The following is a 12709-nucleotide window of genomic DNA, read 5'->3' as shown; positions in this document are numbered from 1 at the left end:
TTCGCAAGGATGTTTCTTATGAAGCGCTTGTTCTGTTTGGTCGCAATGGCGGCTGCAGTGTTGGGGCATTCAGTTTCGGCCCAAGCCGCTGGCTTGGAATTTGGGGTGGGGAGCACTGGCGATTCGACCATGACCTATCGGCTGGGCCTGACTTCCGATTGGGACAAAAGCTGGATGCAGAGCAACGTCGGTCGACTGACCGGCTATTGGAGCGGTGCTTACACCTACTGGGATGGCGACAAGCGCGCCAGCGTCAGCAGCCTGTCGTTCTCCCCGGTATTTGTGTATGAGTTTGCCGCTGAGTCGGTCAAGCCCTACGTCGAGGCGGGGATTGGCGTGGCGGTGTTCTCCCGCACACGGGTCGAAGACAACAACATCGGCCAGGCTTTCCAATTCGAAGACCGCCTGGGCTTTGGTCTGCGCTTTGCTGGCGGGCAGGAAGTCGGCATTCGCGCTACTCACTACTCCAACGCTGGCATCAGTCGCAACAACGATGGAATCGAGAGCTATTCGTTGCACTACACCTTGCCGCTGTAAGTTAGAAAGAACGGCGGGTACATGAATCTGTAGTGAGCGAGCTTGCCCGGCGCGGGGCAAGCCCGCTCACTCTAAAAGCTTGGGTTCAGCGATAGGCCGTCGCAATGCCTTCGCGCTCGGTCAGACACTCCGGCGCACCCATCTCGAACTCCCGGCAGATCAGCGGTCGTCGCTCATAAATCGTGCACATCATCGTGTCCCGGTCCAGCGCTGCGCACCAGCCGTCGTCCAGGCGCAGCATCACTTCGCCGCCCCAATCGTCAGTATCGATATAGCGTTCCGGCACGCCGGTGTCGGTGATCAACATGACTTCCAGCTGACAGCAACAGGCCGCGCACGTCGAGCAGGTGACGACGGGTTCGGTAATTTGGGTATGGGGGATGTTGGTCATAGGCGCGCAGTGTAAGGCAAGCGCGTTAAGTGCGTGTGAACGCTCTGACGGACGTCAGTGCCCCAGTTGCCGCGCGACCCAGTGCAACACCGGAAACAGTACGGCCCAGAGCAGCGCCAGGCCGATCACGGTCGGTGCCGTAACCGAAACTCATGCCAGCCAATTGGCTGCCCGCGTAATACGGCAACGGCTCGTCCACCGCGCCCAGCACACGGCAAACCAGCCGCCCTGAAACAGCACGGCGTTCACCAAGGGTTTAAGCACTGAAGCGCCCAAGCAGGGGCGGGTTGATCGCGGCAGGCTTGGCCAGCAGCAACTGCGCGGTACCTATGGTTCGTTCCATAAAACCACCTTCGCAATAGCACAAGTAAAACTCCCACAGGCGCAGGAAGTACTCATCGTAGCCCAGTTCCGCGAGGCGGCCGTGGGCGCGTCGAAAGTTCTCGTGCCAAAGGCGTAGGGTTCGCGCGTAATGCAGGCCGAAGTCCTCCATGTGCAGCAGGTTCATGTCGGTGTCGCGGCTGACGATCTGCAGCATGTTCTGCACGCAGGGCAGGGCGCCACCGGGGAAGATGTAGCGCTGGATAAAATCGACGCTGTGCTTGGCCTGCTCGAAGCGTTGTTCGCGAATGGTGATGGCTTGCAGCAACATCAGGCCGTCAGGCTTGAGCAAGTGCGCGCACTGTATGAAATAAGTGCGCAGGAAGCGATGGCCCACCGCTTCGATCATCTCGATCGACACCAACTTGTCGTACTGGCCAGTGAGGTCGCGGTAATCCTGCAGCAGCAGTGTCACTTGAGCTTGCAGCCCCAGGGCTTCGATGCGTTGTTCGGTGTAGGCAAACTGTTCTTTAGACAAGGTCGTCGTAGTGACCTTGCAACCGTAATGCTGCGCCGCATACAACGCCATGCTGCCCCAGCCGGTGCCGATCTCCAGCAGGTAGTCGGTGGGCTTGAGCGCGAGCTTCTGGCAGATACGCTCAAGCTTGTTCAACTGGGCCTGTTCCAAGGTGTCCTCGGGCGTCAGGAATTGCGCTGCCGAATACATCATGGTCGGGTCGAGGAATGCTTCGAACAGGTTGTTGCCCAGGTCGTAATGGGCGGCGATATTTTTTTGCGAGCCCTTGCGCGTGTTGCGGTTGAGCCAGTGCAGACCTTGGGTGAGTGGCCGGGCCAGGCGCGCCAAGCCGCCTTCCAGCGCATCGAGCACCTCCAGGTTACTGACCATCACGCGCACCACGGCGGTCAGGTCCGGGCTGCTCCAGTAACCGTGGATAAACGCTTCGCCAGCACCGATGGAACCGTTGGCGGCCACCAAGCCCCACACGGCGGCGTCGAGGATCTGGATCTCCCCCAACAGGTGCGCTTCCCGTGCGCCGAACACTTGCCGTTCACCCTCCTCGATGACCACCAGTTGGCCATGGCGCAATTGGCTGAGCTGGCGCAGTACGCCTTTGCGCAACAGGGCAGCGGTCAGGCCGTTGACGTTCAGGCGGTTAGTCTTGACCGATAAGCTAGGGGACTTCATGGCGACGATCCTTGGGATACCCGACTGCGGTGCGAGAGGCGCCATCGGCGGCCTGGTGGGGGAAAATCGGTGTGCGTTTGAACAACAAGCGCAGGGCCTGCCAGTAAATCGCGAGGCAGGTCTTGGCAGTCATCCAGGGAAAGCGCCACAAGTAACGATGCAGGCCGGCGCGGTCCAGGGCTTCTTTTTGCAGGCTCAACGTTGCGTCAAAGACTTTCTGCGCGCCTTGCCAGTCGGCCATGTGTACACCCAGCCTTTGGGCGGGCGGGCTGAAGCTCATGCGATATTCCAGGTCGCGCGGCAAAAATGGCGACACATGAAACGCCTTGGCCACGGCGAAATGCTGGTGCTCATCATCACCGAGCGCCTTGGCCGGCAGGACATAGTGATAGCGCTCGCGCCATGGGGTGTTGGTCACTTCACACAGGATCGCGGCCAGTTGCCCATCGGCCTCGAAGCAGTAGAAGAAACTCACCGGGTTAAAAGCCAGACCCCAACTGCGGGCCTGGGTCAGCAGGCAGATAGCGCCCTGGGGTGTACGTCCCAGGGCCTTGCCGACTTCTTGGCGCACGGCATCGGTCAAGCTCATGCCGTGGCGTGTGAACTGACGCAGGTAGTCTTGCTGGCGAAAGCCGAAGGGCGCCAAGCGCCCTACGCCGGCCAGGGGTGACAGGGCAAGGACTGCGTCTTGCTCGCTTAAATCCAGGTACAGCAGGCCGATGCGGTAGCGAAAGGCGTGGGCCTTGGGCGCAAATCGGCGATGGGCAATCCAGCCGCTGTACAGGGCGCTGTTCATAGCGTTTCCCCAAACGCCTGGGCCACACGCAGGGCGCTGACCACGCCGTCTTCGTGAAAGCCGTTGGCCCAATAGGCGCCGCAGTAGAAGGTGTTGCGGGCGCCGCATAATTCTTCCCAGCGCTGTTGTGCAGCCGCTGCCGCCAGGCTGTATTGCGGGTGGGCATAGGTGTAGCGAGCAAGGACCTTCAGCGGGTTGATCATCGGCGTCTGGTTAAGGCTGACGCAGAACGTGGTATCGCTGTGGATGCCTTGCAGGATATTCATGTCGTAGGTGACGGCGGCCTGGGCCTGCGCATTGCCGGTCAGCCGATAGTTCCAACTGGCCCACGCCAATTTGCGGTCCGGCAGCAGGCGGGTGTCGGTGTGCAGCACCACGTCGTTGTCGGCGTAGGGCAGGGCACCGAGGATCTCCTGCTCGGCCTGGCTGGGGTCGTCGAGCAAGGCCAGCGCCTGGTCGCTGTGGCAGGCGAACACCACCTGATCAAATGTCTCGCGGCCGGCCGGGCTGTGGATAACCACACCGGCGTCGGTACGCTGCACTTTATCCACAGGGCAATCGAGTCGGATGTGTTCGCGAAAGCTGCGCGTCAGCGGTTCGATATAGCGGCTTGAACCTCCCTCGATTACGCACCATTGCGGCCGGTTGTTCACCGAGAGCAAGCCGTGGTTTTTGAAGAAGCGCACAAAAAATTGCAGCGGAAAGCCCAGCATGTCCGCCAAAGGCATCGACCAGATCGCCGCACCCATCGGCACAATGTAATGCCGGATAAACCGTGGGCCATAGCCGCCCGCTTCAAGATACTCACCGAGGGTCATCTCGGCGCTGATGCGCTGCGCTTGCAAGTCCAGAGGCGCCTGGCGGTTGAAGCGCAGAATATCGCGCAACATGCCCCAGAACCCCGGCGACAGAATATTGCGTCGCTGCGCAAACAGGCTGTTGAGGTTATTGCCGTTGTACTCAAAATCGCTGTGCTGGTCGCACACCGAAAAACTCATCTGGGTAGGTTTGAACGTGACGCCGACCTGGCCCAGCAGGCGAATGAAGTTGGGGTAGGTCCGGTCGTTGAATACGATAAAGCCGGTGTCCACCGCGTAGTGTTTACCCTCGACGGTGACGTTGACCGTGTGGGTATGCCCGCCAATGCGGTCGCCTGCTTCGAACAGCGTAATGTCGTGGCGACGGCTGAGCAGGTAGGCACTGGTCAGCCCGGCGATGCCGCTGCCGATGATGGCGATCTTCACAGGTGATCCTTCTGCGGCGGCGGGCTGCGCAGCATGCGTTTGCCGATGATCAGTTGGGCACGGTTGGGCAGCTTCGACAGCGGCCACAGCGTGGCGATAAACAGCGCGGGGAAGGCGACTTCCAGCGGGCGCTTTTCCAGTTTGGCGAAAATATGCCGTGCGGCCTTGTCGGCGGACCAGCTCAAAGGCATCGGGAAGTCATTGCGTTCGGTCAGCGGCGTGTCGACAAAGCCCGGGCTGATCACCGTGACATCGATGTGCTCGGGTGACAGGCTGATGCGCAGTGATTCGAACAAATAGCGCAGCCCGGCCTTGGACGCGCCATACGCTTCGGCGCGAGGCATCGGCAGGTAGGTCACGGCACTGGCAACGCCCACCAGGTGGGGCGCATGCCCTTTGCGTAACAGCGGCAGCGCAGCTTCGATGCAATAGCTGCTCGCTAGCAGGTTGGTGCGAACCACGTACTCGATGATCGATGAGTCAAATTGCCTGGCATCCACATACTCACAGGTGCCGGCGTTGAGGATCACCGTGTCCAGCGAGCCCCAGACCGCGCCGATCCGCTCGCCGATTTCACGTACGGTCTGGCTGTTGGTCAGGTCGCCGGCCACGATCAGTACTTGCCCCGGGTAACGTTGGGCCAGGGCTTCCAACGGCCCTTTGGTGCGCGAGCTAAGGGCCACATGGGCGCCGCTGTTGAGTAACTCCACGGCCAGCGAGGCACCAATGCCACTGCTGGCACCGGTCAGCCAATAACGGCGGGGCAGTGTCAGGTTCATCCCACTCTCCTTTTCAGCCAGCGGATCATGCGGCCGATGACGGGCAACTGTTCATAGAGCATGGCGCCGGCATCGAAATAGTCGCGATGCCGGTAAACCTTGTCGTGCCACATCAGGTGTGAGCAACCTTCCACCTGGATCACCTTGCCGTTGGCCAGGCGTGGGTGGCAGAAGCTCATTTTCCAGCGCAGGTAGCCTTCGCCATCGGCCACTGGGTCGAAGCCGTGGAAGTCAAAGCGCAATTGGCTGACATTGCTGTACAGCTCGGCGAAGTAGTGCCGCATGGCCGGGAGCCCGTGGATTTCATGCAACGGGTCCACAAAGATAATGTCCGCGCTGTACAGGCTGTCGAGCCGGTCCAGGTTGTGCTTGTCCAGCGTGGCGAAGGCGTGGGCGAAGCGGCGCAGGAAGTCACTCATACTCGGCTCCGGCTGCCAGGCGCGACGGCAGGCTGCGGAACGCGGCCAGTGCGCGGTCCCGGGATTTTTTCAGGTCGACGATGGCACGGGGGTAATCGGCCAAGCCGAACAAGCCGCCGGCCGCTTCGGGGTTGTGCACGTCCTTTTTATTCAGGGCGGCTAGCTCCGGTAGCCAGCGCTTGATGAATACGCCTTCGCCGTCGAATTTTTCCGATTGGCTCAACGGGCTGAAAATTCGGAAATACGGTGCCGAGTCGGTCCCTGTCGATGAGCTCCACTGCCAGCCGCCGTTATTGGCCGCCAGGTCGCCGTCGATCAGGTGACGCATAAAGAAGCGCTCGCCTTCGCGCCAATCGATCAACAGGTTCTTGGTCAGGAACATCGCGACCACCATGCGCAGGCGGTTGTGCATCCAACCGGTTTCCAGGAGTTGGCGCATGGCTGCGTCGATAATCGGCAAGCCGGTGCGCGCTTCCTGCCAGGCGGCGAGATCTTCGGGTGCATCGCGCCAGGCCAGCGCTTCGGTTTCGGGGCGAAATGCGCGGTGGCGGGATACCCGTGGATAGCCGACCAGGATGTGTTTGTAGAACTCGCGCCACAGCAGTTCGTTGATCCAGGTGGTGGTGCCGATGTTGCCGCTTTCGAATTCACCCTGGTTGGTTTGCAGCGCGGCATGCAAGCACTGGCGCGGCGAAACCACACCGGCGGCGAGGTAGGCGGAAAGCCGGCTGGTGCCGGGCTTGGCCGGGAAGTCGCGTTCGTCCCGGTAGTGGCTGATTTGCTCGTCGGCAAAGGCGTCGAGGCGGCGGCGCGCTTCGTCTTCGCCGGCGGGCCAGAGTGCGCGCAAGGTCTGGGTGGGCAGCGCGAAACCGTCGACCTGTGCGGGCACCGGATCACTGTTCAAGGCAAGCCTGGCCTGGGCTTTTGGTGTTGCCACCAAGCGCGGCAAGGCACTGTGCAGGCGGTTGTAGCAGACCTTGCGGAACTGGCTGAACACCTGGAAGTAGGTGCCGGTCTTGGTCAGTACGCTGCCTGGTTGGAAAAGCAGCTGGTCCAGGTAGCTGTGGAAGGTCACGCCGTCGGCTTCCAAAGCCTTGGCCACCGCCGTGTCGCGACGGCTTTCATGAATGCCGTATTCTTCGTTGACGTGCAGCGACTGCACCGACAGTTCCCGGCACAGCTCACCCAACACGGCCGGCGCCTGGTTCCAGGTCGCGGCGTGGCGGATCAACAGGGGGATGTTCAATTCGCCCAACGCCCGGCTCAGGTGTTGCAGGTTGCGCAGCCAGAAGTCGACTTTGCACGGCGCATCATCGTGGGCCAGCCATTGTTCGGGAGTGATCAGGTAGACGGCGACAACCGGGCCTCGCTGGTGTGCGGCGGCCAGGGCGGTGTTGTCGTGTAGGCGCAGGTCGGTGCGCAGCCAGATCAAGTGCATTTAAACAATTCCACGCAGGATCAGTAGCTGGTGGGCCGACAACGGGTCTTCGGCCACGAACAATTCAGGGGTGTCACGGCTTAATACGGCCAACTCGGCGTGATGGATGCGTACCGTTGGTCCGGTTATCAACGTCGGGCAACTGACGCCGCTGATTAGTTTTGCGAGTGCCGGAAAGTGCAGCGCCTGGCTCGAGTACAACAGCACGGCGCGTGGTTGCAGGTGGTCCACCGCCAGGGCCAGTTCCCCAGCGGGCAGCGGCCAGTCGAAGACCTCCACCGGGCAGTCGGCGCTGCTGGCCAGCCAGGCGCAGAGCCACAGGTGTGGTTCAAGGGGCAAGTCGGAATGGTTGACCAGCAGCAGCGGCGCACCTTGGAGTTGGCGGTTGTTGTGGTAAATCCGCGCGCCGAACTTGCTGCGCAGCCACGACAGGAAAAATCCCTGCTCCATCTTCGCGCCGAACTGGCCCTGCCATTTTTGTTCAAGTTCCTTGAGCAGCGGCAGCATCAATTGCTCGCACAAGGTGCGTGGCGGATAAAGCGCCATCGCCTGGTTGAAAGCGTCATCGACCCGGCGTTCGGCCAGTTCACCAATGGCATTGACCAGATGCTGGCGCAGCGCCTGCCACTCGTTTTCTACGCTGTCGGGGCAGGCTTGAGCAGAGTCGATCAGGTTTTTAACCTGGCTGACCGGCACCCCGCGATTGAGCCAGGTAAGGATGGTATGGATGCGTTGTACGTGCTCGGCATTGAACAGCCGATGCCCTTTGGGCGTGCGCTGGGGCACGATCAGCCCGTAACGGCGCTCCCACGCACGCAGGGTCACGGCATTGACGCCGGTCTGGCGCGCGACCTCGCGGATGGGCAGCCAGCCGTTTTCCAGGGCCAGGGCGATGTCTTCGCCGGGCTCGTCTTGCAGGGCAGGTCTCATGGTCTAGATCGCATTGCGCAGGCTGAGGTTTTCCGGGTGCGGTTGCAGGTAAGCCTGCTGCGCGATGTAGCGGTCCGGGTGTTGGCGAAAGTGATGCTTGAGCAGGGTCAGTGGCACCACCAGCGGTACGATGCCGTGGCGGTATTGGCCGATGACGGTTTGCATTTCCTGTTTGTCATCGGCACTGATGGCTTGTTTGAGGTAACCGCTGATGTGTTGCAACACATTGGTGTGAGTGCCGCGCGTGGCGCACTTTTTCAGGCCAGCCATCAGTTCGGTGAAATAGCCGTCGGCCAACGTCTTGAGGTCGGCCCCCTTGCCCATGCTGCCGAGCACGTGGCCGAGACTCTTGTAATGCGCCGGGCTGTGGGCCATCAGCAGGTATTTGTAGCGCGAGTGAAAGGTGAGCAGGCTGTGGCGGGTGAGGCCGTCGGCCAGCAGTTGTTGCCAACGGGCGTACACGAACACGCGGGTCAGGAAGTTTTCCCTCAGCACCGGGTCATTCAGTCGACCGTCTTCTTCTACCGGCAGGTTAGGGTGGCGTGCACAAAACGCCTGGGCGTAGATGCCTCGCCCGCCACCGTCGACGGGGGTGCCGTTGTCACGGTAGACCTTGACCCGTTCCAGCCCGCACGACGGCGATTTCTGCATGAAGATGTACCCGCACAGGTCGGTATGTTCCTGTGCCATCTGCTGACCATAATCGTCCAGCGGTTGTGTGACATTGAGCTCACGGCACACGGTGCCGACAGCTTGCGGGTGAGCAGGGTCGCCGACCAGGCGGATCGGCTCGCGGGGGATGCCCAGGCCGATCGCGACTTCGGGGCACAGCGGCACAAAGTCAAAGTACTCGGCGAGGGTCTGGGTGCACAGCAGGGACTGTTTGTGTCCGCCGTTGAAGCGCACGTTTTCGCCTAACAGGCAGGCGCTGATGGCGATCTTCGGTTTTGCGCTGCTGGACATGCTTAAACCCCCTCCGAAATTCCTGTACAAACTTAAAACTCTGTACAACTAGATTTCATCATAGGTTTGATGCTGTACAAGTCAAATGTTTTGTATAGGTATTCGCGAGGGCGCTATTGCCAGCCGATTCGCCAAACGTCTGCGTTTTGTAGGGTTTGCCAGGCCAGGCGTTCAGCGCGGCGAGTCATGATGGCTTGCAGTTCGATGTCTAATACCGTGCCTTCCTCATCGCGAAACAACTCGATGACCAGAAAGTGTTTTTCCTTGTTGCGCGGCTGGGCTGCTGTCCACTTCGACAGCAGCAATTTGGCGGGATTGATACGGTTCATTGCAGGTGTTCGATCAAGCGTCGTGCCGCTTCCTGGCCGCTGAGCCAGGCGCCTTCGACGCGCCCGGACAGGCACCAGTCGCCACACACGTACAGGCCCAGGTCGGCGTCGGCCAGCACGCCGAACTCATGCCTGTCGGATGGCCGAGCATAGAGCCAGCGATGGGCCAGGCTGAAGGAAGGCGCGGGCATGGCGCTGTGCAGCAGTTCGGCGAAGGCGCCGTGCAGGTGCTCGATCACCGCATCCTTGGGCAGGTCCAGATGGGCCTTGCTCCAGGTACTGGTGGCGTGCAGGACCCAGGTATCGAGGGCGGTGTCGCGCCCGGGTTTGCTGCGGTTGCGCGCCAGCCAATCGAGGGCGCTGTCTTGGACGAAGCAGCCTTCCATCGGCGTATCCAGAGGCTTGTCGAAGGCCAGGGCGATGGCCCAGGTCGGGTCCATCTTCACCCCGGCGGCGGCGCTCGCCAACTTGGGCGCGGCGGCCAGCAGAGGGGTGGCCTGGGGCGCCGGGGTGGCGATGACCACGTGGCTGAAGGGGCCATGATGACCGCCGTCGGCGTCCAGCAAGTTCCAGTGCTGGGTGCCTTGGAATACCTCGGTGATGCGGCAACCAAATTCCACCGGCAAGTCGTCAAGCAGCGCGCGGGTAATGGCGCTCATGCGCGGTGTGCCGACCCAGCGGATCTGTTCATCAGGGGAGGGTGTAAGCTGGCCGGATTTGAAATTGTACAGCTGGGGCTTCCACTGCTCTGCCCAGCCGTTGCTTTGCCAGCGCTGCACTTCGTTGACGAAGCGCCTGTCGCGGGCGGTGAAATATTGTGCGCCGATGTCCAGCGCTCCAGCGTCACTGCGCTTGCTGGACATGCGGCCGCCACTGCCGCGGCTTTTATCAAAGAGTTGTACAACGTGCCCCGCGTCTCTTAACGCTCGGGCGGCGGAGAGACCGGCGATGCCGGTGCCGATGATCGCGATGGGAACAGTCATGGGAGGCCTCGTTTTACCGTTGGGTACAGACTACGCCGACACCAATAGCTGTACAATATTGTTTTTTGGTATAAGTTTTGGCGTACCTGATCGTTTGGCGTGTCCTATGGTTAAAGCTGAGGCTAGAACCAACGTTACGCCCGATTACAAATGATCCCTGCTTATAAAATAGACCAGTGATGGGCGGCAAACGTTACATGAGGAGGATCCCATGCATATTTTGCTGACCGGCGGTACCGGCTTGATCGGTCGCCAACTCTGCCGATACTGGCTTGCACAAGGCCATCGCCTGACGGTGTGGAGCCGTCAGCCTGAAACCGTTGCTCGTCTTTGCGGTGCTCAGGTGCTGGGCGTGGGCCATCTGCAAGAGGTGATCGGCGCGGTGGATGCGGTGGTCAACCTGGCGGGTGCGCCCATCGCCGACCGACCCTGGACCCACAGGCGCAAGGCGTTGTTGTGGAGCAGTCGCATCAGTCTCACCGAAACCTTGCTGGCGTGGATGGAAAGCCTGGAGCAAAAACCGGCGGTGCTGATTTCCGGTTCCGCCGTGGGGTGGTATGGCGATGGCGGCGAACGTGAACTGACCGAAGCCAGCGGCCCGGTGCAAGACGACTTTCCCAGCCAGCTGTGTATCGCCTGGGAAGAAACTGCCCTGCGTGCCGAAGCCATGGGGATTCGCGTGGTGCTGGTGCGTACAGGCCTGGTATTGGCGGCCGAGGGCGGCTTTTTGTCGCGCCTGTTGCTACCGTTCAAACTGGCGTTGGGCGGGCCTATCGGCAGTGGCCGGCAGTGGATGCCGTGGGTACATATCAAGGATCAAATCGCCCTGATTGATTTTCTTCTGCACAAGGCAGACGCCAGCGGTCCTTATAATGCCTGTGCGCCACAGCCGGAACGTAACCGCGCGTTTGCCAAGATTCTGGGCCAAGTGCTGCATCGCCCGGCGTTCATGCCAATGCCGGCCTTTGTACTGAAGGTGGGTTTGGGGGAGTTGTCCGGTTTATTGCTGGGCGGGCAAAGGGCGCTGCCTGAGCGGCTGTTGGCTGCGGGTTTCACTTTCCAGTTCACTGAGTTGCACGCGGCTCTGGACGACGTGTCCAGCCGCCTCTAGAGATAGGATGTTGCATGACGGATCACGCGTTGTTACTGGTCAACCTGGGTTCACCGGCGTCCACTTCGGTAGCCGATGTGCGCAGCTACCTCAATCAGTTCCTGATGGACCCCTACGTGATCGACCTGCCGTGGCCGGTACGTCGTTTGTTGGTCTCACTGATCCTGATCAAGCGCCCCGAGCAGTCAGCCCACGCTTACGCGTCGATCTGGTGGGACGAGGGCTCACCCCTTGTCGTCCTGAGTCGTCGCCTACAGCAGCAAATGACTGCGCAGTGGACTCAAGGCCCGGTGGAGCTGGCCATGCGCTACGGCGAGCCGTCGCTGGAAACAACCCTGACGCGCCTGGCGGCTCAGGGCATTCAAAAGGTCACGCTGGCACCGTTGTACCCGCAGTTTGCCGACAGCACCGTGACCACGGTGATCGAAGAAGCCAAGCGGGTGGTGCGGGATAAGCAGCTCAAGGTGCAGTTTTCGATCTTGCAGCCGTTCTACGAGCAGCCCGAGTACCTCGACGCCTTGGTCGCCAGCGCTGCGCCGCACTTGCAGCAGGATTACGATCACCTGTTGTTCAGCTTCCACGGCTTGCCGGAGCGGCACCTGAAGAAACTCAACCCAGGCCATACCTTCGATGGCGCCACCGATTGCTGTGCGGATGCCAGCGCCGAGGTACGCGGCACCTGCTATCGCGGGCAGTGCTTCAGTGTGGCGCGGGACTTTGCCGCGCGCATGGGCTTACCGAAGGAGAAGTGGTCGGTAGCGTTTCAATCGCGTCTGGGACGGGCGAAGTGGATCGAGCCCTACACCGAGGCACGCCTGGAGGCGTTGGCTCAACAGGGCGTGAAAAAGCTTCTGGTGATGTGCCCTGCGTTTGTCGCCGACTGCATCGAGACGCTGGAAGAAATTGGTGATCGTGGCCGTGAGCAATTCCGCGAGGCCGGGGGCGAGGAGTTGGTGTTGGTGCCGTGCTTGAATGATGACCCGCAGTGGGCGGCGGCGCTCAACACCCTGTGCGAACGGGCTCCCGTTACTCTGTAATCCAGCTTGTGGGGATCTAAAGGCGGAAGGCGGCTTGCTCCTGATCTGTTGAAGGCCGTCATATTCCCCTGTGGCGAGCGGGCTTGTCCCGCGTTGGGGCGCGTAGCGCCCCCAAAGAAGGACGAATGCGGTGTACCCGATACTGCGCAGAGACAGTTTTGGGGCTGCTGCGCAGCCCAACGCGGGCGGTGCGACGATTCGACAAGCCACTCGCCACGACAGCC

Annotated in this window: 14 protein-coding genes and 1 pseudogene; 3 read left to right on the top strand and 12 right to left on the bottom strand. The window is 61.2% G+C overall.

Annotated features, from left to right (window positions below; translation table 11 throughout):
• Positions 1 to 18: 18 nt before the first annotated feature.
• The gene (locus M5B43_RS04735) at positions 19 to 537 is read left to right on the top strand and encodes an acyloxyacyl hydrolase (RefSeq protein ID WP_248749000.1); all 519 of its coding nucleotides are present in this window, start codon (positions 19 to 21) and stop codon (positions 535 to 537) included.
• 85 nt (positions 538 to 622) lie between these two features.
• Here the strand turns inward: M5B43_RS04735 and M5B43_RS04730 are convergent, their stop codons facing one another.
• The 12 genes and pseudogenes from M5B43_RS04730 to M5B43_RS04675 all read right to left on the bottom strand — a co-directional run bounded on the left by M5B43_RS04730 (position 623) and on the right by M5B43_RS04675 (position 10337).
• Entirely contained in the window at positions 623 to 928 is a 306-nt protein-coding gene (locus M5B43_RS04730) for a YkgJ family cysteine cluster protein (RefSeq protein ID WP_047543652.1), read from the bottom strand.
• 54 nt (positions 929 to 982) lie between these two features.
• Positions 983 to 1139 (bottom strand): annotated as a pseudogene (locus tag M5B43_RS04725) (DUF2878 domain-containing protein); the annotation flags it as partial.
• A gap of 45 nt (positions 1140 to 1184) precedes the next feature.
• The gene (locus M5B43_RS04720) at positions 1185 to 2456 is read right to left on the bottom strand and encodes a cyclopropane-fatty-acyl-phospholipid synthase family protein (protein WP_248748999.1); all 1272 of its coding nucleotides are present in this window, start codon (positions 2454 to 2456) and stop codon (positions 1185 to 1187) included.
• Positions 2443 to 3252 (bottom strand): DUF1365 domain-containing protein, encoded by an 810-nt coding sequence (locus M5B43_RS04715; RefSeq protein ID WP_248748998.1) that lies wholly within the window; start codon positions 3250 to 3252, stop codon positions 2443 to 2445. The genes M5B43_RS04720 and M5B43_RS04715 overlap by 14 nt, the downstream gene beginning before the upstream one ends.
• Positions 3249 to 4496: an FAD-dependent oxidoreductase gene (locus tag M5B43_RS04710; protein WP_248748997.1), complete on the bottom strand. Its 1248-nt coding sequence runs from the start codon at positions 4494 to 4496 to the stop codon at positions 3249 to 3251. Before M5B43_RS04710 ends, M5B43_RS04715 begins: the two co-directional genes overlap by 4 nt.
• Entirely contained in the window at positions 4493 to 5275 is a 783-nt protein-coding gene (locus M5B43_RS04705; RefSeq protein ID WP_248748996.1) for an SDR family NAD(P)-dependent oxidoreductase, read from the bottom strand. Before M5B43_RS04705 ends, M5B43_RS04710 begins: the two co-directional genes overlap by 4 nt.
• Entirely contained in the window at positions 5272 to 5694 is a 423-nt protein-coding gene (locus M5B43_RS04700; protein WP_248748995.1) for a nuclear transport factor 2 family protein, read from the bottom strand. The genes M5B43_RS04705 and M5B43_RS04700 overlap by 4 nt, the downstream gene beginning before the upstream one ends.
• The gene (gene phrB, locus M5B43_RS04695; protein ID WP_248748994.1) at positions 5687 to 7132 is read right to left on the bottom strand and encodes a deoxyribodipyrimidine photo-lyase; all 1446 of its coding nucleotides are present in this window, start codon (positions 7130 to 7132) and stop codon (positions 5687 to 5689) included. The genes M5B43_RS04700 and phrB overlap by 8 nt, the downstream gene beginning before the upstream one ends.
• The gene (locus tag M5B43_RS04690; protein WP_248748993.1) at positions 7133 to 8062 is read right to left on the bottom strand and encodes a MerR family transcriptional regulator; all 930 of its coding nucleotides are present in this window, start codon (positions 8060 to 8062) and stop codon (positions 7133 to 7135) included.
• 3 nt (positions 8063 to 8065) lie between these two features.
• Entirely contained in the window at positions 8066 to 9025 is a 960-nt protein-coding gene (locus tag M5B43_RS04685; RefSeq protein ID WP_248748992.1) for a DUF523 and DUF1722 domain-containing protein, read from the bottom strand.
• Between the two features lie 113 nt (positions 9026 to 9138).
• Positions 9139 to 9354, bottom strand: coding sequence for a TIGR02450 family Trp-rich protein (locus M5B43_RS04680; protein WP_248748991.1), 216 nt, complete (start codon positions 9352 to 9354; stop codon positions 9139 to 9141).
• Positions 9351 to 10337 (bottom strand): NAD(P)/FAD-dependent oxidoreductase, encoded by a 987-nt coding sequence (locus M5B43_RS04675; RefSeq protein WP_248748990.1) that lies wholly within the window; start codon positions 10335 to 10337, stop codon positions 9351 to 9353. The genes M5B43_RS04680 and M5B43_RS04675 overlap by 4 nt, the downstream gene beginning before the upstream one ends.
• A gap of 211 nt (positions 10338 to 10548) precedes the next feature.
• Here M5B43_RS04675 and M5B43_RS04670 point away from each other — a divergent pair, with 211 nt between their 5' ends.
• Complete coding sequence (locus M5B43_RS04670) at positions 10549 to 11448, top strand: TIGR01777 family oxidoreductase (RefSeq protein ID WP_248748989.1); 900 nt, start codon at positions 10549 to 10551, stop codon at positions 11446 to 11448.
• Between the two features lie 14 nt (positions 11449 to 11462).
• Complete coding sequence (gene hemH / locus M5B43_RS04665) at positions 11463 to 12485, top strand: ferrochelatase (RefSeq protein WP_248748988.1); 1023 nt, start codon at positions 11463 to 11465, stop codon at positions 12483 to 12485.
• Positions 12486 to 12709: the final 224 nt, after the last annotated feature.

This window comes from Pseudomonas sp. MWU15-20650, assembly GCF_023242475.1.
In the GTDB taxonomy this organism is placed as follows: domain Bacteria; phylum Pseudomonadota; class Gammaproteobacteria; order Pseudomonadales; family Pseudomonadaceae; genus Aquipseudomonas.
This window is presented reverse-complemented; position numbering and strand designations above follow the sequence as displayed.

Bases quoted from the DNA above. Each gene is read 5' to 3' on its own strand.
- M5B43_RS04720 (WP_248748999.1), bottom strand. From the start codon at position 2,456: ATGAAGTCCCCTAGCTTATCGGTCAAGACTAACCGCCTGAACGTCAAC.
- M5B43_RS04730 (WP_047543652.1), bottom strand. From the start codon at position 928: ATGACCAACATCCCCCATACCCAAATTACCGAACCCGTCGTCACCTGC.
- M5B43_RS04680 (WP_248748991.1), bottom strand. From the start codon at position 9,354: ATGAACCGTATCAATCCCGCCAAATTGCTGCTGTCGAAGTGGACAGCA.
- M5B43_RS04705 (WP_248748996.1), bottom strand. From the start codon at position 5,275: ATGAACCTGACACTGCCCCGCCGTTATTGGCTGACCGGTGCCAGCAGT.
- M5B43_RS04735 (WP_248749000.1), top strand. From the start codon at position 19: ATGAAGCGCTTGTTCTGTTTGGTCGCAATGGCGGCTGCAGTGTTGGGG.
- M5B43_RS04675 (WP_248748990.1), bottom strand. From the start codon at position 10,337: ATGACTGTTCCCATCGCGATCATCGGCACCGGCATCGCCGGTCTCTCC.
- M5B43_RS04700 (WP_248748995.1), bottom strand. From the start codon at position 5,694: ATGAGTGACTTCCTGCGCCGCTTCGCCCACGCCTTCGCCACGCTGGAC.
- M5B43_RS04670 (WP_248748989.1), top strand. From the start codon at position 10,549: ATGCATATTTTGCTGACCGGCGGTACCGGCTTGATCGGTCGCCAACTC.
- M5B43_RS04715 (WP_248748998.1), bottom strand. From the start codon at position 3,252: ATGAACAGCGCCCTGTACAGCGGCTGGATTGCCCATCGCCGATTTGCG.
- phrB (WP_248748994.1), bottom strand. From the start codon at position 7,132: ATGCACTTGATCTGGCTGCGCACCGACCTGCGCCTACACGACAACACC.
- M5B43_RS04685 (WP_248748992.1), bottom strand. From the start codon at position 9,025: ATGTCCAGCAGCGCAAAACCGAAGATCGCCATCAGCGCCTGCCTGTTA.
- hemH (WP_248748988.1), top strand. From the start codon at position 11,463: ATGACGGATCACGCGTTGTTACTGGTCAACCTGGGTTCACCGGCGTCC.
- M5B43_RS04690 (WP_248748993.1), bottom strand. From the start codon at position 8,062: ATGAGACCTGCCCTGCAAGACGAGCCCGGCGAAGACATCGCCCTGGCC.